This window comes from Pseudomonas sp. SWI7 (assembly GCF_006351945.1).
Taxonomy (GTDB): domain Bacteria; phylum Pseudomonadota; class Gammaproteobacteria; order Pseudomonadales; family Pseudomonadaceae; genus Aquipseudomonas; species Aquipseudomonas fulva.
Window position 1 is genome coordinate 4,580,904 of record NZ_CP040930.1, and the last position, 20,761, is coordinate 4,601,664.

Sequence of the window (20,761 nt, forward strand, 5' to 3'; positions counted from 1 at the left end):
AACTGCACTTAGCCCGGAAGATGAACATGACAACCTATACCACTCCCGAGCAGCGCTGGCAGGCCGTCGCGGCGCGTGTTGCCGAGGCGGCGGACCATTTCGTCTATGCCGTGCGCACCACCGGTATCTACTGTTATCCAGGCTGCAAGGCCAGGCTGCCCCTGCGTAACAATCTGGAGTTCTTCGAGTCCCCGGCATTGGCCGAGGCAGCAGGCTACCGCGCCTGCAAGCGCTGCGCGGGCCCGCCTGCCATGTCGGCGCGTACGCGGCGCCTGGTCAGCAGTGCCTGTCGCCTGATCGAGGCGTGCGATCTACCGCCCAGCCTGGCGCAGTTGGGCGAGCGCCTGGCCGTCAGCCCGTTCCATTTACATAGGCTGTTCAAGGCGCAAACCGGCCTTACCCCCAAGGCCTATGCCGAGGCCTTCCGCGCCCAACGCCTCAGGACCAGCCTGGGGCAGGGGCAGGGCTCGGTCACCGATGCCATTTTCGAGGCGGGCTACAATTCCAGCAGCCGCTTCTATGCCGGCGCCGAGCAGCGCCTGGGCATGCCACCACGGCAGTTTCGCGCAGGTGGCGCCGGGGTGACCATCCGCTTCGCCGTGGGCCAGTGCTCGCTAGGTGCCATCCTGGTCGCCCAGAGCGAAAAGGGCATCTGCGCGATCTTGCTTGGCGATGAGCCCGAGGCGCTGGTGCACGCCCTGGAAGACCAGTTCTGCAACGCCGAGCTGGTGGGTGCCGATGCCGAGTACGAACGGGTCGTGGCGCAGGTCATCGGGTTCGTCGAGGCGCCGGCGCTCGGTCTGGACCTGCCGCTGGATGTGCAGGGCACCGTCTTTCAGGAGCGCGTGTGGCAGGCGCTGCGTGAAGTACCTGCCGGCTGCCGGGTCAGCTACAGTGACATCGCCCAGCGCATAGGCGCCCCCACGGCGGTGCGGGCAGTGGCCAAGGCCTGCGCGGCCAACCGTATTGCCGTGGCCATTCCGTGCCACCGGGTGGTGCGCCGGGACGGCGACATCAGTGGCTACCGCTGGGGGATCGAGCGCAAACGGCAATTGTTGGCACGCGAAACAGCCCTCTCCTGAAGGCCCGAAGCGGCGTAGAATCGCTTGCCAGATCGAATTGCAAAGAGGAATGTTCGATGAGGCGTGTCAGCCTTGCCCGCTTTAGTCACAGCCTGATGCTGTTGCTGGCGCTGATCGTGGCAGCGTCCAACCCAGCCTGGTCGGCGCCGGCCCCTGCGGCGACGGCGCAGGCTGCCGCCGACGCACCGGCACTGGACGAAACCGCGACCGTTGACCAGCTCAGCGACCGGCTGGACCAGATTCGCCAGGGCGTCACCAGTGACGCCAACGATGACCTGCTGGCGCAATTGCGCATGGCGGCCGTGCAGGTCCAGCGCCAGGCCGATGCCTTGAGCACCCAGCGTGCAGCCGATGCGCAGAAGGTGGATGACCAGTTGAAAGTCATCGGCCCGGCGCAGCCGGACGAGCCTGCGCCCTTGACCCAGCAGCGCAAGGCGCTGGAGGCCGAGAAGAAAACCCTGATGGCCCAGCAGGACCAGGCCACCAAGCTGACCCAGTCGGCGCGGGACCTGTCCACGCAGATCGTCAACCTGCGCCGCAGCCTGTTCAACTCGCAGATATCCAGCCGGGCAGCGTCGCCGTTGAGCCCTGCGTTCTGGCAGAGCATGATCCGCCCGACCCAGGACGACGTTGCACGGCTGCATGACCTGCGTGGCGAGATCACGGATGCGCTCGACAGTGCCCTGAGCGCCGAACACCGCTGGCTCTTCTTCGCCAGCCTGATCGCCTCGATCCTGGTATGGACCCTGGTGCGAGGGTTGCTGGAGCGGCTGTTGGCCAGGTCCATGGTGCGCTGGTTGCCAGAGGGGCGCTTGCGTCGCAGTGCCTTGGCCGTGGGCGTAAGCCTGGCGACCCTGGGCACCATTGCCGGCTCGGTATCGTTGCTGCGCTGGGGCGTTGAAAGCAGTGCGCAACTGGGTTCGGATCTGGCCAGCCTGACCGACCACATCCTTGCCCTGGTGGTGTTCAGTGCCTTCATTACCGGCCTTGGCCGGGCACTATTGATGTTACAGCGCCCCTCCTGGCGTTTGCCGGCGATTGCGGATGAAGTGGCCGAGGCCCTGGGCTGGTTCCCCAAGGTGCTGGCACTGGCCTTGATGGTGATGATGACCCTGGAGCGGGTCAACAGTGTGATCGGCGTCAGCCTGGCCCTGACCGTGGCGGTCAATGGTCTTACCGCTCTGGTGGTGGCGTTGATTTTCGCCGGCGCCCTGATGGCCTACCGCCGTGCTCGGCGTCGGCATGGCATTGACCGGGCGACGGGCCTGGCCGGTTTGATCCCGTTCGTGATGGTGGTGTGGCTGGCTGCGATCCTGCTATCACTGATCACCGGCTACCTGACCCTGGCCTATTACCTGACCGCCAAGCTGCTGTGGGTCAGCCTGGTCGTCACGTGCGCCTACTTGCTCACGACGTTCCTGAGTGATCTGTGCGAAATGCTGCTCTCGCCTCGCCAACCGGGTGGCCTGGCGCTGGCGTCCACGCTGGGCCTGGCACCACGGCACCAGGCGCAGGCGAGCACGGTGCTGGCCGGCATTGGCCGCACCGTCGTGGTGATTCTGGCCCTGCTGCTGACTTTGATGCCGTCGGGCACCAGCCCCAGTGAACTGTTGCTGAGCCTGGGGGACTGGGACGGCACGGGCGGCAAGCTGCTCGGCAACCTGAACATCGTGCCCCAGGACATCGTGCTGGCCCTCGGCATCCTGGCTGGCGGGATGCTGGCCATTCGTGTGGTCAAGCGCTGGTTGAGTGAACGCCTGCTGCCGGAAACCGACATGGACGCCGGCATGCGCGCCTCGCTGGTCACCCTGGTGGGTTACCTGGGCTTCCTCTTCCTGGCCATGCTGGTGATGTCGACCCTGCACATTAACCTCACCAGCCTGACCTGGGTGGTGAGTGCCTTGTCGGTCGGTATTGGTTTCGGTCTGCAGCAGATCGTGCAGAACTTCATCTCCGGCCTGATCCTGCTCACCGAACGCCCGGTCAAGGTGGGCGACTGGGTGAGCTTGGCGGGTGTCGAGGGAGATATCCGTCGTATCAATGTGCGCGCCACCGAGATCCAGATGTCGGACCGCTCCACTGTGATCGTGCCCAACTCGCAGTTCATCTCCCAGAACGTGCGCAACGTGACCATGGGTAATGCCCTGGGTGTGGTGGGTATTACCCTGACCTTGCCCCTGGACACTGACGCCAACCGGGTCCGTGAGCTGCTGCTGACCGCCTTCCAGGAGCACGAGGCCATCCTCGAAGCACCGGCGCCATCGGTGTCGTTCAAGGACCTGACCAATGCGGGCATGGTAATTGGCGTCAGCGGTTATGTGGCAGGACCGCGGTTGGTGGGCGGGGCCCGCAGTGACCTGCTGTTCACCATACTGGGGCGCCTGCGCGATGACGGTATCGCCCTGTCGGCGCCGCAGAGCATGGTGCTGCTGCAGGACGGGCAACGCCTGGACGACGCTGAAAAAGACGCGTGACCTATGGGCTGCCTGGCAGCCCATCTTGACGTGCGTACACCACCAGCCGAAGGTGCCGGTCTTCATCGACGGTCAGCGAGGTATGCTCGAACGGCTGGGCCTGCCCATCAATGACCAGTTGGCGCACACCGCTGCAGGGCGCGTGCACGTCGTGGGTGCGCCAGCCGGCCTTGAAGGCTGGCGAGACGTGCTCCAGTTCGTCCACCAACGCGTGGATATCGGCCTCTTGCGTGGCCCGGGCAAAGTCGCGGCGAAAGCTTGCCAGCATCAGCGGGGCCTGGCTGTCCCAGTCGTGCAAGCGCCCATGCACTGTTGGGTCGGTGAACAGCAGCCAGAGCAGATTGCGCCGCTCAGGCGGGTGCGCGGCGAACCCGAACAGTGCGTCGGCCGGCCCATTGAACCCCAGCACATCCCAGCGCAGGTTGAGGACGAAGGCCGCGTGCGGCAGGTCGTGCATCAAACGCCGTACCAGCGACGGCAAGACACACCAGGTCTTGCCTGGCTCAGCGGGTGGACGGGCATGTGCCAACAGGAACAGATGGCGACGCTCGGCGGCATCGAGTTTCAATACCCGCGCCAGGTTGTCCAGAAAACTGGCCGACACGCCGATGTCGCGGCCCTGCTCCAGCCAGGTGTACCAGGTCAGTCCGACACCCGCGAGCGCGGCAACCTCTTCGCGTCGAAGCCCAGGTGTGCGCCGGCGGCCGCCGCTTGGCAAACCGACGTCCTCGGGCGACAGGCGCTCGCGCCGCGAGCGCAGGAAGTCGGCCAGATCGGATCGTGTACGTTGCAGCGTTCGCATGGCGTGTCTCGTTGCTTTGAGTAATAGCATAAACGGTTAAATTGTAATGGGTTACGGGCCATCCCAGAATGCCTGTGTCTAAATTCTGGAAAGGCACGATGAACGCCAATACTCCTCTCCCATTAACGCCTACACATCGCCTTGGAAGCCCGCCGTGGGTAGGTCTGTCGGTACTTTTGCTGGCAGGCTTCGTGACGATCTTCGACCTGTTCGTGGTCAACGTCGCCATCCCGAGTCTGCAGACCGGGTTGAATGCAAGCTTCGCGCAAATCGGTTTCATCGTGGCCGGCTATGAGCTGGCGTTCGGCGTGTTGCTTATTACCGGGGGGCGCTTGGGGGACGTATTTGGCCGTCGCCGGTTGTTCATCGTCGGTATGGCAGGGTTTACCGTGGCATCGGCGTTATGCGGCCTGGCGCCCAGTGCTGCTTTTCTGATCAGTGCGCGGGTTGTACAGGGGCTGGCCGCCGCGCTGTTGTTCCCTCAGGTCTATGCTTCGATCCGGGTCAACTTCGATGCCCAGGACAGCCGTCGCGCGTTCGGCTTGCTGGGGATGACGCTGGGGCTGGCTGCCATAGCGGGGCAGGTGCTGGGCGGCTGGATGGTGCATGCTGACCTGTTCGGATCAGGCTGGCGCAGCATCTTTCTGATCAATGTGCCTATTGGGTTGCTGGCCATCGTGGCGGCGCGCTACATCCCCGAGAGTCGCGCCCCCCAGCGCCCGGACCTGGACTGGGCAGGCGTGGCGCTGGTCAGCCTGGGCCTGGCATTGCTGCTTGTGCCGCTGATCGAAGGACCGGGGCAGGGGTGGCCTGCCTGGAGTTTCTGCGCGCTCGGCCTGGCACTGGCCTTGCTCGCGCTGTTCAAGCGACAGCAGGAACGGCGACGAGCGACCGGCAACTTGCCATTGGTGGATATGCAACTGCTGGCGCAGCGTCGCTTTGCACTGGGTGCGCTACTGGTGCTGGTGGTCTATTCCACATCCAGTTCCTTCTTTCTGTGTTTCGCCTTGTTGATGCAAAGCGGGCTGGGTCTGGATCCCTTCAGGGCCGGCAGCATCTTCGCACCCTGCAGTGTTGGTTTCGTGCTGGCATCGCTCGCTGCCCCGCGGCTGGTTGCGCGCTGGGGAATACGTGCCATCGTGGCAGGGGCATTGCTGTATGCCCTATCGATCGGGTTGCTCATTGCCCAGGTGCAGACGGCAGGCGCGCAGTTGGTAGCCGTTCGGCTGATCCCGGTACTGATCGTGGTGGGGGCGGGCCAGGGGTTGGTGATGACCCCTTTGCTCAACCTGGTGCTGGCCTTGGTTGACGAAGCGAAAGCGGGCATGGCCTCGGGCGTGATCTCAACCGTGCAGCAGGTCGGTGCGGCGCTGGGGGTGGCCGTAGTTGGGATTTTCTTCGTGGCGGCCCTGCCAGGGGCGGAGGGCTCATTCGTTCAGGCCGGTCAGTATGTGCATGGGTTTGTGGCTGGCATGCTCTACAACCTGGGTGCCGCAGTGATGGTGATCGCCTTGCTGGTGATGCTGGCAGGCGAGCAGCGGTCTGGGGGAGGTGAGTAGGCACAATGCACCGGTGCCATGCTCTTGCTTTTTCCGGGCTTGAATAAAAACAGGAGCGTTCGGCAGGCCCTCGATTGGGCTACTGAACGCTCCTGCTTGTTTACGCCGTGGTTGTCAGCGGATCAGACGTTGAAGCGGAAGTGCATCACGTCGCCATCTTTGACGATGTAATCCTTGCCTTCCAGACGCCACTTGCCGGCTTCCTTGGCGCCGCTCTCACCCTTGTACTGGATGAAATCGTCATAGGCCACGACTTCGGCACGGATGAAGCCTTTCTCGAAGTCGGTGTGGATCACCCCGGCCGCTTGTGGGGCGGTGGCGCCTACGCGCACGGTCCAGGCACGTACTTCCTGCACGCCGGCCGTGAAGTAGGTCTGCAGGTTCAGCAACTCGTAACCGGCACGGATTACACGGTTCAGGCCAGGTTCTTCCAGGCCCAAGGCCTCGAGGAACATGTCCTTTTCCTCACCGTCGTCCAGCTCGGCGATTTCCGCTTCGATCTTGTTGCACACCGGTACGACCACAGCGCCTTCTTCTTCGGCGATGGCCTTCACTACGTCCAGGTGCGGGTTGCTCTCGAAACCGTCCTCGGCGACGTTGGCGATGTACATCACCGGCTTGCTGGTCAGCAGGTGGAAGCTGCGGATCAGGGCCTTTTCGTCGGCGCTCATGTTCTTCATCAGGCTGCGCGCTGGCTTGCCTTCGGTGAAGTGCGGGATCAGCTGTTCCAGAATGGCCTTCTGCGCCAGGGCTTCCTTGTCGCCACCCTTGGCGTTGCGGGCCACTTTCTGCAACTGCTTTTCGCAGCTGTCGAGGTCGGCAAAGATCAGTTCGAGGTCGATGATCTCGATGTCGCGCTTGGGATCGACGCTGTTGGAAACGTGAATCACGTTCTCGTCTTCGAAGCAGCGCACCACGTGGGCGATGGCGTCGGTTTCGCGGATGTTGGCGAGGAACTTGTTGCCCAGGCCTTCGCCTTTCGAAGCACCGGCCACCAGGCCTGCAATGTCGACGAATTCCATGGTGGTGGGCAGAATGCGGTTGGGCTTGACGATTTCAGCCAGCGCATTGAGGCGCGCATCGGGCATGGGCACGATACCGCTGTTCGGCTCGATGGTGCAGAAAGGGAAGTTCTCTGCCGCGATGCCAGACTTGGTCAGGGCGTTGAACAGGGTGGACTTGCCGACGTTGGGCAGGCCGACGATGCCGCAATTGAAACCCATGGGTATTCCCCTCTCTAAAGGAAATCAGGCCTTCTGGCTGTGCAGCTCGCGCATCGCCTTGGCGAAGTCGCCAGCGAGCACGTCCGGCAGCACACCGAGGGCAAAGTCGATGCTGGCGTCGAGCTTCTCCTGCTCGGCACGCGGTGCGCGGCCCAGGACGAAGTTGGAGACCAGCTTGGCATCACCTGGATGGCCAATACCGAGCCGCAGGCGATGGAAGTCGTTCTGGTTGCCGAGCTGCGCGATGATGTCGCGCAGGCCGTTGTGCCCACCATGGCCGCCGCCGCGCTTGAGCTTGGCAACGCCGGGAGGCAGGTCGAGTTCGTCATGCGCCACCAGTATGGCCTCCGGCTTGATCCGGAAGAAATTGGCCAACGCCGCCACGGACTGGCCGCTACGGTTCATGTAGGTGGTGGGGATCAGCAGGCGAACATCGTTACCCTGATGGCTGAACTTAGCCGTCAGGCCGAAATATTTCTTGTCAACGGTCAGCGAGATGCGCTGGGCGCTGGCAATGCGTTCAACGAAAAGAGCCCCTGCGTTATGCCGGGTCTGTTCGTATTCGGGGCCGGGGTTACCCAGGCCGACGATCAACTGGATGGCGGTCACGTCAGGGGCTCTTCCTTGGAGTTGGTGGGTTACAGGGCGCGCGGCACTGTAACCCGATCAACGCCGGCGTGCGAGTGGATTACTCGGCAGCGCCTTCTTCCTCAGCTTCAGCGGACACGCGTGGGGCGTGAACGTTGGCAACTGCTTTGTCATCACCGTGGGCCAGAGCGACGAACTCTACGCCTTTAGGCGCTTTCAGGTCCGACAGGTGGATGATGGTGCCGATTTCAGCATTGGCCAGGTCGACCTCGATGAACTCAGGCAGGTCTTTGGCTTCGCAGGAAACTTCCAGCTCCGACTCAACGTGCGAAACTTCGCCGCCTTTCTTGACCGGGCCTTCTTCGTTGATGAAGTGAACCGGTACCTTGGCGGTCAGTTTCTGGCCGGCAACGACGCGGATGAAGTCGGCGTGCATGATGAACTGCTTGGCCGGGTGGCGTTGCATGGCCTTGATGATGACGTTCTGCTTGACGCCGTCAACGTTCAGTTCGATGACGTGGCTGAAGGCAGCTTCGTTTTCGAACAGCTTGGTGATTTCCTTGGCCACGATGGTCAGGGATTGAGCTTCTTTATCACCACCGTAGACTACGGCTGGGATGCTGGCGGAGTGACGCAGGCGGCGGCTCGCACCTTTCCCCAGGTCAGTACGCACTTGGGCGTTCAGATTGAAATCAGTCATTTTGTTTCTCCAAAATAGCCCCCCGAGGGCGTTTGCGACCAGCGCCAACGGGGATGGCAAAAAAGCCCCGCCCCAGCGGATGTGCTGGGGCGGGGCGCTTTTCGTCAGCGTGCGTTCCGCTTAGCGGAACATCGCGCTGATCGATTCTTCGTTGCTGATGCGGCGAACCGCTTCGGCGACAACCGGTGCGATATCCAACTGGCGGATACGGTCACAGGCTTGAGCAGCGGCGGACAGTGGAACGGTGTTGGTCACCACCAGCTCGTCCAATACCGACTTCTCGATGTTCTCGATCGCGCGGCCCGACAGGACAGGGTGCGTGCAATAGGCGTAAACCTTGGCAGCGCCGTGCTCTTTCAGGGCTTTGGCCGCATGGCACAGGGTGCCGGCGGTGTCGACCATGTCGTCTACCAGGATGCAGGTGCGCCCTTCGACGTCGCCGATGATGTGCATCACTTCGGAGTGATTGGCCTTTTCACGGCGTTTGTCGATGATACCCAGGTCGACACCCAGGGACTTGGCGACAGCGCGTGCGCGCACGACACCACCGATGTCCGGGGAGACGATCATCAGGTTCTCGAAACGCTGGTCTTCGATATCGTCGACCAGTACGGGCGAGCCGTAGATGTTGTCGACCGGGATATCGAAGAAACCCTGGATCTGGTCAGCGTGCAGGTCGACGGTGAGTACACGGTCGATACCCACGACAGTGAGCATGTCAGCGACGACTTTGGCGCTGATGGCTACACGTGCCGAACGCGGACGGCGGTCCTGGCGGGCGTATCCGAAGTAAGGAATCACGGCGGTGATTCGGGAAGCTGAGGAGCGGCGGAAGGCGTCGGCCATCACTACCAGTTCCATCAGGTTATCGTTGGTCGGTGCACAGGTCGGCTGAATAATGAAGACGTCTTTACCGCGGACATTTTCATTGATCTCAGTGCTGATTTCGCCGTCGGAGAATTTACCGACAGAGACGTCACCGAGAGGGATATGCAGCTGACGTACGACACGCCGAGCCAGATCGGGGTTAGCGTTCCCCGTAAAGACCATCATCTTGGACACGCGCAGTACCTGAAGGCTGAGGGTATACCTGGATGAGTATAAGGAAAATGGCAGGGGCGGCTGGATTCGAACCAACGCATGGCAGGATCAAAACCTGCTGCCTTACCGCTTGGCGACGCCCCTGTATCTGTTGCTGCGAGCGCTAGGCACTCGACTTCTTGACCAGACTTTGCAGCTTGCGATGCAACATCGAAATATTGCTTCCTTTCGCCACAAACCCTGTTTGGGTCGCTGAAAGAAGGGCCAGAACTTTATCAGCTTCGGCTTTGCTTGGGAAGGCCCCAAACACACAACTTCCAGTTCCGGTTAGTCGAGCCTCTGTGAACTTCCCCAGCGAATTCAGCGCGTTGCGAACTTCCGGGTAATTCTGCTCTACCACCGGTTGGCAGTCATTTCGACTGTTTCCCTTGGGAACGGGGCGCATCTTAAGGGGGAGAGAATCACGTGTCAACTGCGGATGTGAAAAAATTTCTGCTGTGCTTACAGACACTTGCGGAACCAGCACCACATACCACGGCTGTTCCGGATCGACCGGCGTGAGCTGTTCGCCCACCCCCTGGGCAAAGGCGGCATGCCCGCGCACGAATACCGGGACATCGGCACCCAGGCCGAGGCCCAGGGCCGCCAGGCGATCTTCATCCCACTCCAGCTGCCACAAGTGAGCAAGGCCAAGCAGGGTGGTGGCGGCATCCGAGCTGCCGCCGCCGATGCCGCCGCCCATCGGCAGCACCTTGTTCAGCCAGATGTCCGCGCCCAGGGGCGTGCCCGATTGCGCCTGCAGCTGGCGAGCGGCACGCACGATCAGGTTGCTGTCATGGGGCACGGTATCGAGGTCGCTGTGCAGGCGGATGACACCGTCTTCCCGCACGGCGAAGCTCAGCTCGTCACCGTGGTCGAGAAACTGGAAGACCGTTTCGAGTTCGTGGTAGCCATCGGCACGGCGGCCAATGATGTGCAGCCACAGGTTCAGCTTGGCCGGCGCGGGCAGGGTGAGCGCTTGCATCGACTCAGTGTCCTAGCTGGCGGGGCTGCCAGTCCTTGACCACCAGGGTCACGTCCAGGTCCTTGCCGTGTAGCTTGAGGCGTTCGGGCAGCCAGTAACCGTTGTGCTCGGCATAGCTCAGGTACTCGACCTGCCAGCCGTCCTGTTCGAGGCTGGCCAGGCGGCTGTCGCCGTCGAGGGTCAGCTTGCTCTTGGTATCCGGTGCTGGCAGGCCGCGCACCCACCAGACCAGGTGGGAAACGGGCAGCTTCCAACCCAGTTGTTCTTCCAGCAGCGCTTCGGGGCTGGTGGCTTCGTAGCGGCCCTGGTTAGCCACTTCCAGCACCACGGCGTCAGGCCGGCCGGTCAGGCGTGCGGCCCCACGGCCCAGTGGCCCGGCCAGGCGAATGTCGAAATAGTCCTGGCGCTGCAGCCAGAACAGGGTGCCACTGCCTGAGTCGCGTGGGGCACGGATGCCCACCTTGCCGTTGATCTGCCAGCCGTCGAGGCTGCTCAACTGCTGTTTGTGGGCACGCCACTGCTGCGGGTCGCCGTGGCCCTGCAGGGCCTCGCGGCTGCCGGTGCCGGCGCAGCCGGCCAGGAGGGCGATGAGGGTGAAGGTAACGAAGTGGCGCAATAGCATGGTCTTAAAGGGTCTCGGATCCGGTCAGGCGTAGGAGGGTCTTGCGCAGCACAGGGCTGTCGGCCTGGGCTTCGAAGCCCTTGGCCCACACTTGGCGGGCTTCGCGCCGCTTGCCGTTGGCCCAGAGCACCTCGCCCAGGTGGGCGGCGACTTCATGGTCGGGGAAGCTGGCGAAGGCCTGGCGCAGGTAATCCTCTGCTTTGTCGAGGTTGCCCAGGCGATAGTTCACCCAGCCCAGGCTATCGAGCACCGCCGGATCGTCCGGGGTCAGCTGATGAGCCTTGTCGATCAGGGCCTGGGCTTCGGCGTAGCGGGTGGTGCGGTCGGCCAGGGTATAACCAAGGGCATTCAGGGCCATGGCGTTTTCCGGCTCGCGGGCAATGATGGCGCGCAGGTCCTTTTCCATCTGGGCAAGGTCATCGCGCTTTTCGGCGAGCATGGCACGGGTGTAGAGCAGGTTGAGGTCGTCCGGGTAGCGCTGGATGGCTTGTTGCAGCACCTGGCTGGCCTGGGCGTCCTTGTTGTTATTGCTGTAGCTTTCCGATTCGATCAGGAAAAGCTGAATCGCGTAGTCGGGCTGGGCCTCGCGGGCTTCGGCCAACAGGCGAGAGGCTTCGGTGCCGCGGCCGTTGGCGATCAGGATATCGGCCTGGCGCAGCTGCGCGGCCAGGTAATCGGGCCCTGGCCCTACCAGGGCGTATTGGCGCAGGGCACCTGCCGGGTCGTGGCGCTCTTCGCGGATACGGCCAAGGTTCAAGTGCGCGGCATCGGTGTTGCTGTCGCGTTCGACCAACTCCTGCAGGTAGCCTTCGGCTTCGTCCCACTCCTTGTTCTCAAGGCACACCAGCGCCAGGGAATAGCGCAGCTCATCGTCCTCGGGATACTGCTGGACCAGGCTGACGAATTCACCCTTGGCGTCGGCAATGCGGTCCTGTTCGACCAAGGTCCGGGCATAGGTGAGCCGCAGGCGCTTGTCGTCGGGGTTGTCGCGAATCGCCTTGCGCAGCAGGGGGAGGGCTTCAGGGCCACGGTCCAGGGCTTGCAGCAAGCGAGCGCGCAGCAGGATGGGTGCGATTTCGCCGTTTTGTGGCGCGTGCGATTCGAGCAGCTCAAGCGCCTCTTCGGCCTTGCCGTCCTGGTTCAGCAGCAAGGCCTTGCCGAAGATCAACTGACCGTTGTCGGGGTACTTGGCCAACAGGCGTTCGAAGCTTTGTAGCAGACCGTCGCGTGTGCTCTGGTCGGTTTCGGCAGCCGACAGGGCCAGAAAATCGAAATGGGTATCGCCCTGGCCTTGCAGGACTTTTTCCATATAGGCCATGGCATCGTCATAGCGGCCTGCGCGGGCCAGCTGGATGGCGGCGGCGCGTTGCGCATCGAGGTTCTGCGGGTCGTTGCGGGCCCAGATGAGTGCGTTGTCTAGCGCCGGTTCATCGGCGCCCAGGTATTCGGCAATGCGGTAGGCGCGCTCGGAGACGCCTGGGTCCTGGGTTCGCGCGGCCTCGTCGGTGTAGTTGGCCAGGGCGATGTCGAAGCGATTGCGTTGCCCGGCGAGCTCGGCTACCAACAGGTTATAGAGCGTATCCTGCTTGAACGAGCCGTACACCATGGGCTTCTCGGCTTCGGGTTTGCCGACGTCGGCGGCAGCCGGCTCGGCCTTGTGCGCGGGCAGGCTCTGGCAACCCTGGAGCAGGGCGAAGGCAAGCAGCAATGCGTAGGGTCTGTTCATAGAGGGCTTTAAAAAGGACTCACCGGCGGTGGGAGCATGATGACACAAGCGTTAGGGCAAACCCACCTGCAAAGGTCGTGGTTTACAGGCTGGGTGATGCAGAGTGGGACCGCGGGATGGGGGAGAGGTTCGAAGGGGCTTCTGACGCAATGACCCAGCCCCTGCCTATAATTTTATGGCCTCGGAAGTCGGAAATGGCAGAACCAAGCGCCATGAAAAACGTGATGTGCGGAGTTAGGGGTCGTTCCCGTTTCACATGGGCATTGACCAGGCGCGGACCAGGCGTATTCTTCAACTTCTGTAGCTGTCATAGTCCGGGGAATTTTTCTTTACTCAGGTTTCACTGGGTGCGAGAGACACTCAAAAGATCCCAGTAGTAACGGTAGTCACCCGCTGGGATCCTCGAATCTACCTTCAGCGTTAATCGCACCGACACTTTGGTCGAGATCACAGGTCAGGATAGATCCGCTCGTATAGTTCTACGTCGCTGGGGCAGTCAATTTCTCCCCATGGAGCGTGCGTCGCCACGCCGGCGACTGGAAAACCTTTGCTGACTAGTGCCCCTAAAAGCGATGTCATGTCAATTTGGCCGCGTGCCTGAGGCGTGAGCCCTTTCAGTTGCCTTTTCAACGCCTGCCAACCCGCTGGCGTGACTTTGAACAAGCCTATGTACTGGCCCTGAATGACCTCAAGACTGGTAACGGTCTGTCCAATAGCGCTTACCCATCCATCGACTAAGCGGAAGTTCTCCAGGTCTGCTAGCGGATTGTTGAAGCGTTGCTGCCAGAGATCGACTGCAGCGGGATCGTAGCCCAGGACAATATCGGCTGGATGGTTAATGAGTTCGGATACCAGGGTGCTGTCGTAGAAAATGTCGCTGTAGCTAACAAGGCAAGGCTCTGTGCTCAACCAATCGCTGGCGCAATTTAGAGAGCTGAAAATACCGGAGCTGTGCCAGCGGTGGTTGTGAAACAAAGTGTCGGCGAAGGGTGCAAGCATTTCGCTTCGATAGCCTGCAACAATGCCAACCTCGTTGATATCGCATCGACGGAGCGTTTCTATCGCGCGCTGTAGCAGTGGCACACCATTAAAGGGTACCAAGGCCTTGGGGCATTGATCGGTCAGGGCTTTTAAGCGACTTCCGCGACCTGCAGCAAGGATAATGGCTTTCATGAAAACGCTCCAAAGGCATGTTGCACGCGGAGAATATCCGATGGATCGGCAGGTAGTTCTCGCTCGGGGTGCCACATGATCCCGGTATGCCGACGGCGGTGGTCATACACAGCCTCGATCACTCCGTCGTCGGCCTGGGCGAGCACGCGGTAGCCGTCGGGCGCCTTGCAAAAGCCGTATTCATGATAGGAATTCACTCGCCGCCGTTGTTCTTGCATGTTGACCATGTGTTCGCCTACGTGGCCTGCCAAACGTTCCAAAGTGCCGCCAGCTCGCGTCAACATTACCTGCATGCCGCGGCACACACCGAGCACCGGAAGCCGTAGATTTTCCGAAAGATCAAGCAAGACCCTTTCGGTGACGTCGCGTGTGTCGGCTGTCCCACTCAGGGCCTGGCAGCTCCCTCCACCAGTAAGCAAGAGGCCCTGAGGGCGCAATGATTGGACTAGCGCCATGCTGACTCGCGGATCATTTGGAAGGTACAGCGGGGTCAGCCCGCACTGATTTAAGAATTCAACCCAGCGCTGGTCGAGCGCGTCCCGCCATTCCTGCCGTTCGGTGTTGAACAGCCTGAGCATGGTCATCCCAACCAAGATCATGCCAGCACCTGTATACGTCGCTCGGCGCAGTCGAGCAGCAGGCTCGTCGCCGCCGATAGGGTTTTGAATCGAGTGTCGCCCACGCCGATAGCTGCGGGAGTGGCAAACTCTCGGGCTCGGATCGACATATGCGAGTTTTCACCTCCGTAAGCGGTGATGAAGCCAGCTATACGGTGGGTAAAAATCCAATCAAAACCCGGATCAGCGTTTTCGATTAAGACAATGCAACCCTCTATGTCCGGTGGCAATTGCCCTGGGAGCACTTGGGCTACCCGCGCGCGCGTGGCACGTCGAGTAATGAAGTTGGGATTGCACCAGTGCACGTGATGGCCGAATAGATCTTGCGGCTGGCAGATGATGCTTGGCGTACGGACTAACTGCGTTTCGTACCAGCGGCTACGGTTCTGGGCGATCGCTTGATGCAAACGTTTGAGATCGACGTCGGCGTAAACGCTGGTAAAGTCGGCGATTTGCGCAAAGCTGAGTTGGTCGCGGTCAATACCTTGCATCTCACCCCAGTCGCACAGTGAGCGCAAAAAATCCGAAACAAACGCTCCATAGAGGTATTTGAGCTTCTCACGCGACTCAATAGCGGCCTGAGCAAATTGCAGGAACTGCTCGGCGGCAACGTTGAGACGGCACTGGTCAAAAGCTTGCTGAATGACGTTGACTTCGGCCCGAGACACAGTTAGCCCGTTCATAGATTTTGGGGGGCGCTGTAATGGGCGCTGCCAGTCAAAATAACGCTCCGGCGTCTCGTCGTAGCGTGCCACACGTATATCGTAGGTACCCGGCCGGACATGACCGTGCAGCTTAAGAAAGTCGTCCTTATGCAACGTCTGGAAATCGCTGGCCATCTCGCGACCGATGCCTTTGACGCCTCCGGTCACATGATCGATGAAGCCGGCAGGTACAACCCCCGATGTTTCCAGCGACTTTATTATTGCGGTACCCACGAACGCTGCACGGGCAGCGCCGGCGAATACTTCTGCGACCACATTGGCCGCCGATAGCGCATTCCTCATACGTTGCAAGGTTTCGCCCCGAGGTTCTCCCGCCATTAAACCCTGCACCTGGGCAGTAATATTCGGTAGGCGTGTCAGGTCGGAAAAGAACGGGCCGTTGGGAGAGATGATGTGCTCGGTCAACTGGCGTAGTTCGTTCAAATAGCATTCGTGCTGCTCGGTACTAAGCGTCCGGAGCGCCGGCAGCGCGGCAGCGGCACCGGGGCGAGTAAGCTCTAGCGTGAAGCAAGTAGGGATGATTGCGAACTCGATCTTGTCATGCAGGTGAGGATGCATGGCCAAATATTCGCCGCACTGTTGGACTACGCGCTCGGCAACATCTTGAGGTACCGAGGCTGGGATGAATGACTCGATGCTATGGGCAATGCAGATATAAGGAGAGCCCGCTATCTGGTACATCAGCGGTTTGCGCCGCAGATCCCGGTAGCCGTATCGGAACCTGGCAGAGGCCCAATTAAGATCAGTGATCAACTCCTTATACAGCGAGTAGGCTAGTGCCCGCGGTTTGATACCGATCATTTCCGCCGGGTTCCAGTCCGGCATAAGGCCGAGGAAGGCGGTTGACGTAGGACGCAGATGGCGTTGCTTGCAGATCAGCTCCTCGAGGTGAGAGGCCTCGTGCTCCAAAACGTTGCGTAGTTGGCCGTCGGCATGTGCGCTGGCATTACGGGGTCCCTCCGCGGTCATGGGACGCACTTGGAATAGCAGAGGGCCATCGACCGTGATCGCGAACTCTATGTCCAAGGCATGGTGCCCGGTTAGAACTTGTACCTCTTCGAGCAGCGCAAACAGCCCTGGTAATTCCGCAGGCTCGGTTGCCGTCTCGCTGCCTAGGGAGACAAAAGCGTGCACAGTCTCGTTGCCGGCAGTGACACCGTCAGTGCTGGCACCCAGTACATAGTCAACTACGTAATAGGGTAAACCCGTCTCTGGATCGCGGGTCATCGCCACTCCGCTGGCCAATACACCTCTCGCCATCTGCTGCACCAGCACCTCATCGCGCTCGCGAGCTCGACCGTAGGAGGCGATCACCGTCTTGATGGCTTCGTCGAGTGCCTGGCCGCCACACACGTCTAGAATTGATGCGTACATTCCTGCACCGGAATGACCGTCGCGGTCCTCGGCTAGACAGCTGGATCTTACAATCAGCGGCTCATCGCCAAAGAACGCCTGACAGCGCGCGATTATTGCCTGCGAGTCCTGCCGCCACTGTGCCACGGTGAATCGATAAACGGGCAACACTTGCCCGGTGCTCAGAAGTGGTGCCAATTGCTGCAGAGTATCGGCCTTGCCGGAAAAAACGAACACGGGAGAAGGATTTAACGAGTGCATATGTCTTCCCTAATCAGTCGAATCAGTCCTTCGCAGTGAGCTGTTTATTTAACGTTCAAGCCAACTCGGGGCCGGTATAAGTCGCGAGTTCAAGGCCGTAAAGTGAGGACAGCTCGCGCAGGAAGCGATTGCCCTTTTTTGCCGCAGCGTAGGGGCAGTCGTCCTCAACGATGACGTGGCCAATTGTGCCGATGTTGCCGCTATAGACGTTAACCGCCTGGCCGGGCGCAACGTGGGCGGTGCAAAACCGGATGTCGTACTTGTCCAGTAATGACTGTAGGGTGTCGGGTGCGTAGTCGTCGGCGATACGACCGCCATTGCGGGCGGCGACAGTTACAACGCTACCTGCCCGCTGAAGCACTGAGTCGTCAATTAGAATGGGCTCGCCCAGGTGCAGACGGACCAGGAGTTCGAACGGGTCGATGCCCGTCAGCATCCGATACATCTGCGGCGCTACGCTACCCATCATGCGTGCGTTGATCTCCACTAGGCAGGGTCCTTTGGCATCGCGCAACAATTCAACATGATAAAGGCCAACATCTAGCCCCAGAGCGCTGAACACTGCCTGCACATAGGTTTTGATCTCGTCGCGCTGTGCTGCGTCAAGGCCTGACGGCATGGTCGCAGTCATCTCTAATATTTCGCTATAGTCGGCGCGGAAACGGATGGTAGTCGCAAAGCAGGAGACCTTGCCGTCTTGGACGATGACTTCCGCTGAATGCAATGTACCGTCGATGTATTGCTCGATGAGATAGTCGCGGCTTACCAAGTGGTCAATCATGGGATCAGCACACTGGCGACTCTGGCGCAGCTCGGCAAGAAAGGCGTCAAAGTCGGCCTGGCCATGGCAAATGGCGGAAAACTGCTTGGCAAATCCTCGGGTCGGCTTGACAACGAATGGCAGTGACAAACTCGGAACGATCCCGTCGATCAGTTGCTCTTCGCTGAGTACTTCAAAATCAGGTGAGCGTAGTCCATGTGCCCGCAGCGTTTCGCGCAATTGACTCTTATACACCGCCCCCCATAAAGCTTCGTACCTCGGGTAGGGGGTGCCGATACGCTGGGCCTCACGCGCCACCGGTAATATGGCTGCTTCCGAGGTGGATAGGAGGGCGTCAATAGGACGCTCTGCGTGCAGATTAGCCAACAACTGGCTGAATTCGCCGTCTTCCAGATTATCGATACGCAAATAGGTATCCACATATCGCAGGTAAGGCTCGAGACGCGAGGTGTCGTCCTTGATCGAGATCGTCAGGAACGAGGCGTCACGCTGATGAATGAAGGTGACATGGCAGCCAAGTTGTTTGGCTGCCTCAAAAGCCAGCAGGCCGCTTACGGTGCTGTCGACGAAAACCACGTGTTTCATTGGCACCTCGGATCACCAGGGATGAAAGTAAATAGTGCTGAGCCCGAACAGCATTGCGAAGCAAGCGACTGTCGAAGGTGCGCCATACTTGGGAACTCTCAAGCTGGTGACCTGGAGAAAGGCGACCAGGGCCACCAGGCCGACGATCACGCTGGCACCGTAATGCCCGGCCGAGAGCCCCATCAGCGCCAACGCAAAGACAAATCCTGAATAGGTGGTGGGTAGCCCCTGATATCCCCCATCAGCCGATGAGCTGGGCACGCCAAACAGCGATAGCCTCAAAATAGCCGTGAAAACCAGGGTGGCTGCGGCCAGCGTGGCCGAAAGAGCTTGGTCGAGGATGAGGACGACAAGGGCTGGCGTGATGCTGAAGTTGAGCAAGTCGGCAAAACTGTCCAGGTGCTTGCCGAAGGCCCGTTGCGCGTTGTTCGCCGCCAGGTAGCGTCGGGCTATATGACCGTCAAGGAAATCGAGCATCGCGGCCAGGCAAATCACCGTTGCCGCCAGAGCGAACCGTCTCTGCAACGCAAAATAAACGGTACCGAAAGCCAAGCCGATATTGAACATTGTTAATAAGTTCGCAAAATCCAAAAGACGAACGAACGGAAATACACGCGCCACTGTGGGCATATTGTTCTCCTTGAATAACTATTCAAACAGGTTGTTTCCCCTTTGTCGCAACGGTCTTTTGAAGGGCGCTGGTTGCGGCAAAATAGAAAGTAACGAAGATAACGCTTGTGCTGAACAGACCTGCATACTTAACCAGAATGGAGCCGACAAAGATGGTAATGATCATGCCTAAGTAGACCCCGGCATACTGCACGGATGCCATCAACGGCATTGCACGGGCCGGTGTACGCTTGACAAGATCGGCTTGTAATTTGAAAAATGTCAGTTCAAAAAAGAAGATGTAGCAAAAATACGCGATGTAACTGGACTGAACATCATTGCCGAACGCTGCGAACATCATGAACAGGCCGCTGACGAGAGCCATCGGCAGAGGTGGCGGTTGCAAATTATACTTGGCCAAACGATAGAACAGGACTGCGCCCAGCAAAGCGGCTACACTATTGACGGCTTGCAACAAACCTACATACACCTCTCCCAAACCCAGCACATGGGCCGGTAACAGCACCCTGGACACATTGAAGAAACCCTGAAAAATACTGACGAAGATGATGAACTCATAGAGGCTGAGGCGCAGCGCGGGATGCGCCTGTAACAGTGAGCCAAGGGCCCTCAATAGGCGGGGTTCGACCGGTGCGGTAACCGGAGACTTTGTTGTAGCAGGTAGGAGATAGGCCGCCAATGTGGCCATGGAAAAAAGACTGACAGTCATGAGCAGGGCTAACCCAGGCGTCATGTCGGCCTTGAACAGTACCAGACTGATGCCTGCCAAGCCGCCGGCGATGAATTGTGCGGTAAGTGTAAGAGGTACTGAGCTGGCGATTTGCGCTTCCGGGAAATAGCACTTGATGGCTACAATGCGCCCTACCCGTTGCACCGCATCCAGGGTACCAATGACGACTGCGCCTAAAACGGCGACTTCCACATGATGTGGGAGGCTCTTGTAAGTGATCGCCGCGCAGCCTAACGACAACAAGTTAGCACTCCACAGCAAGGTGCGTGGCGCTAGACAGTCAGCCAGGCGGTAGATTGGAGCGACAAGAATGACCGGCAGAACCATGGGTGCAAACAGCACCGCTTGGGAAAGTAGTAGGCTGCCAGTATGAGCATAAATATAGTAGGAAAGATAAACGTAACTCAGTGTAGATGCCGAAATAGCACACAAATTAACGCCCCATAGGAGCGTTGAGTGCCTACGAAATGCTGCAAATTCTTCCATTTGCTCGCGCCTATGATATAGCTTCCGGCCAAGCACTCGGTATGCCCAGCATAGCGTATTGTTATTAAGTAGGCATCAATCGACTACTGATAACGCGATGTTATCCCACTGGTATCGCTGTCTCGGTGACGAATGTCGATGTAGTAGCGTCAAGACTAGTTGCCGAAGGAAGGCAGGGCAACCGCTGGGCATGTATTTGGGAAATGGACTACAAGGCTGTGGATAAGTCTTATAGACATATATCAAAAGTCTTCTCCACCTGGTCGGCGTGATTGGCTAGAGCGATGGCGAGTCGATGGCTCTGGTTTCGCTGTGACTGATGCTTCTAGCCGAGCGGTAGATCAGGTCCAGCAGATTGCGACTACTGGGGGCCGAGCTTGGGGCTTGTTCTCGAGAAGGCATCGCTGCAGGCGTCATTCTGAAGCCTGGTGCTTGACGGGGCTCCATGCCCGTCACCTCCATGCGCAAGGCCTGCGTTCGGCCTCCTTGAATCGCGAGTCTCCAGGTTGGGATCAAAAGCCGGGAAGACTTGAACACACCGCCAGGGCAGGCGACGAAAAGGCGATAGCTGCGCGACTA

Annotated in this window: 17 protein-coding genes and 1 tRNA gene; 3 read left to right on the plus strand and 15 right to left on the minus strand. The window is 60.0% G+C overall.

What is annotated here, in order from left to right; translation table 11 throughout:
• Positions 1–26 precede the first annotated feature (26 nt).
• Both ada and FH041_RS21025 read left to right on the plus strand, forming a co-directional pair.
• Positions 27–1,082 (plus strand): bifunctional DNA-binding transcriptional regulator/O6-methylguanine-DNA methyltransferase Ada, encoded by a 1,056-nt coding sequence (ada, locus tag FH041_RS21020; RefSeq protein ID WP_028688098.1) that lies wholly within the window; start codon positions 27–29, stop codon positions 1,080–1,082.
• A 56-nt stretch (positions 1,083–1,138) separates the two neighbouring features.
• Positions 1,139–3,556, plus strand: a complete 2,418-nt coding sequence (locus tag FH041_RS21025; RefSeq protein WP_140175016.1) for a DUF3772 domain-containing protein — start codon at positions 1,139–1,141, stop codon at positions 3,554–3,556.
• 1 nt (position 3,557) lies between these two features.
• Here the strand turns inward: FH041_RS21025 and FH041_RS21030 are convergent, their stop codons facing one another.
• On the minus strand, positions 3,558–4,358 hold the full coding sequence (locus FH041_RS21030; protein ID WP_028688100.1) for a helix-turn-helix transcriptional regulator: 801 nt from the start codon (positions 4,356–4,358) through the stop codon (positions 3,558–3,560).
• A 98-nt stretch (positions 4,359–4,456) separates the two neighbouring features.
• Here FH041_RS21030 and FH041_RS21035 point away from each other — a divergent pair, with 98 nt between their 5' ends.
• Entirely contained in the window at positions 4,457–5,917 is a 1,461-nt protein-coding gene (locus FH041_RS21035; protein ID WP_140175018.1) for an MFS transporter, read from the plus strand.
• 122 nt (positions 5,918–6,039) lie between these two features.
• On the opposite strand, the gene ychF is transcribed toward FH041_RS21035, so the two are convergent.
• The 14 genes from ychF to FH041_RS21105 all read right to left on the minus strand — a co-directional run bounded on the left by ychF (position 6,040) and on the right by FH041_RS21105 (position 20,182).
• The gene (ychF, locus tag FH041_RS21040) at positions 6,040–7,140 is read right to left on the minus strand and encodes a redox-regulated ATPase YchF (RefSeq protein ID WP_027915453.1); all 1,101 of its coding nucleotides are present in this window, start codon (positions 7,138–7,140) and stop codon (positions 6,040–6,042) included.
• Positions 7,141–7,164: 24 nt separating this feature from the next.
• Positions 7,165–7,749, minus strand: coding sequence for an aminoacyl-tRNA hydrolase (gene pth / locus FH041_RS21045; protein WP_027915452.1), 585 nt, complete (start codon positions 7,747–7,749; stop codon positions 7,165–7,167).
• A 79-nt stretch (positions 7,750–7,828) separates the two neighbouring features.
• A complete protein-coding gene (locus FH041_RS21050; protein ID WP_140175020.1) occupies positions 7,829–8,428 on the minus strand; it encodes a 50S ribosomal protein L25/general stress protein Ctc in 600 nt (199 codons plus the stop codon).
• 120 nt (positions 8,429–8,548) lie between these two features.
• A complete protein-coding gene (locus FH041_RS21055) occupies positions 8,549–9,490 on the minus strand; it encodes a ribose-phosphate pyrophosphokinase (protein WP_003247410.1) in 942 nt (313 codons plus the stop codon).
• A 48-nt stretch (positions 9,491–9,538) separates the two neighbouring features.
• Positions 9,539–9,613 (minus strand) — tRNA-Gln (locus tag FH041_RS21060).
• Positions 9,614–9,632: 19 nt separating this feature from the next.
• A complete protein-coding gene (gene ispE, locus FH041_RS21065; protein WP_049695427.1) occupies positions 9,633–10,493 on the minus strand; it encodes a 4-(cytidine 5'-diphospho)-2-C-methyl-D-erythritol kinase in 861 nt (286 codons plus the stop codon).
• Between the two features lie 4 nt (positions 10,494–10,497).
• Positions 10,498–11,115, minus strand: a complete 618-nt coding sequence (gene lolB, locus FH041_RS21070) for a lipoprotein insertase outer membrane protein LolB (protein ID WP_104926525.1) — start codon at positions 11,113–11,115, stop codon at positions 10,498–10,500.
• 4 nt (positions 11,116–11,119) lie between these two features.
• Positions 11,120–12,841 carry a tetratricopeptide repeat protein gene (locus FH041_RS21075; RefSeq protein WP_027915449.1) on the minus strand — a complete coding sequence of 574 codons (1,722 nt, stop codon included), beginning with the start codon at positions 12,839–12,841 and terminating at the stop codon, positions 11,120–11,122.
• Positions 12,842–13,288: 447 nt separating this feature from the next.
• The gene (locus FH041_RS21080) at positions 13,289–14,014 is read right to left on the minus strand and encodes a phosphocholine cytidylyltransferase family protein (RefSeq protein WP_140175022.1); all 726 of its coding nucleotides are present in this window, start codon (positions 14,012–14,014) and stop codon (positions 13,289–13,291) included.
• Positions 14,011–14,613, minus strand: a complete 603-nt coding sequence (locus FH041_RS21085; RefSeq protein ID WP_140175024.1) for a type 1 glutamine amidotransferase — start codon at positions 14,611–14,613, stop codon at positions 14,011–14,013. Before FH041_RS21085 ends, FH041_RS21080 begins: the two co-directional genes overlap by 4 nt.
• Positions 14,610–16,970, minus strand: a complete 2,361-nt coding sequence (locus tag FH041_RS21090; protein ID WP_140175026.1) for a PEP/pyruvate-binding domain-containing protein — start codon at positions 16,968–16,970, stop codon at positions 14,610–14,612. Before FH041_RS21090 ends, FH041_RS21085 begins: the two co-directional genes overlap by 4 nt.
• Before the next feature lie 55 nt (positions 16,971–17,025).
• Positions 17,026–18,336 carry an ATP-grasp domain-containing protein gene (locus FH041_RS21095; RefSeq protein ID WP_088523241.1) on the minus strand — a complete coding sequence of 437 codons (1,311 nt, stop codon included), beginning with the start codon at positions 18,334–18,336 and terminating at the stop codon, positions 17,026–17,028.
• 12 nt (positions 18,337–18,348) lie between these two features.
• Positions 18,349–18,966 carry a phosphatidylcholine/phosphatidylserine synthase gene (locus tag FH041_RS21100; protein WP_049695432.1) on the minus strand — a complete coding sequence of 206 codons (618 nt, stop codon included), beginning with the start codon at positions 18,964–18,966 and terminating at the stop codon, positions 18,349–18,351.
• Between the two features lie 22 nt (positions 18,967–18,988).
• A complete protein-coding gene (locus FH041_RS21105) occupies positions 18,989–20,182 on the minus strand; it encodes a hypothetical protein (protein ID WP_225806660.1) in 1,194 nt (397 codons plus the stop codon).
• Positions 20,183–20,761: the final 579 nt, after the last annotated feature.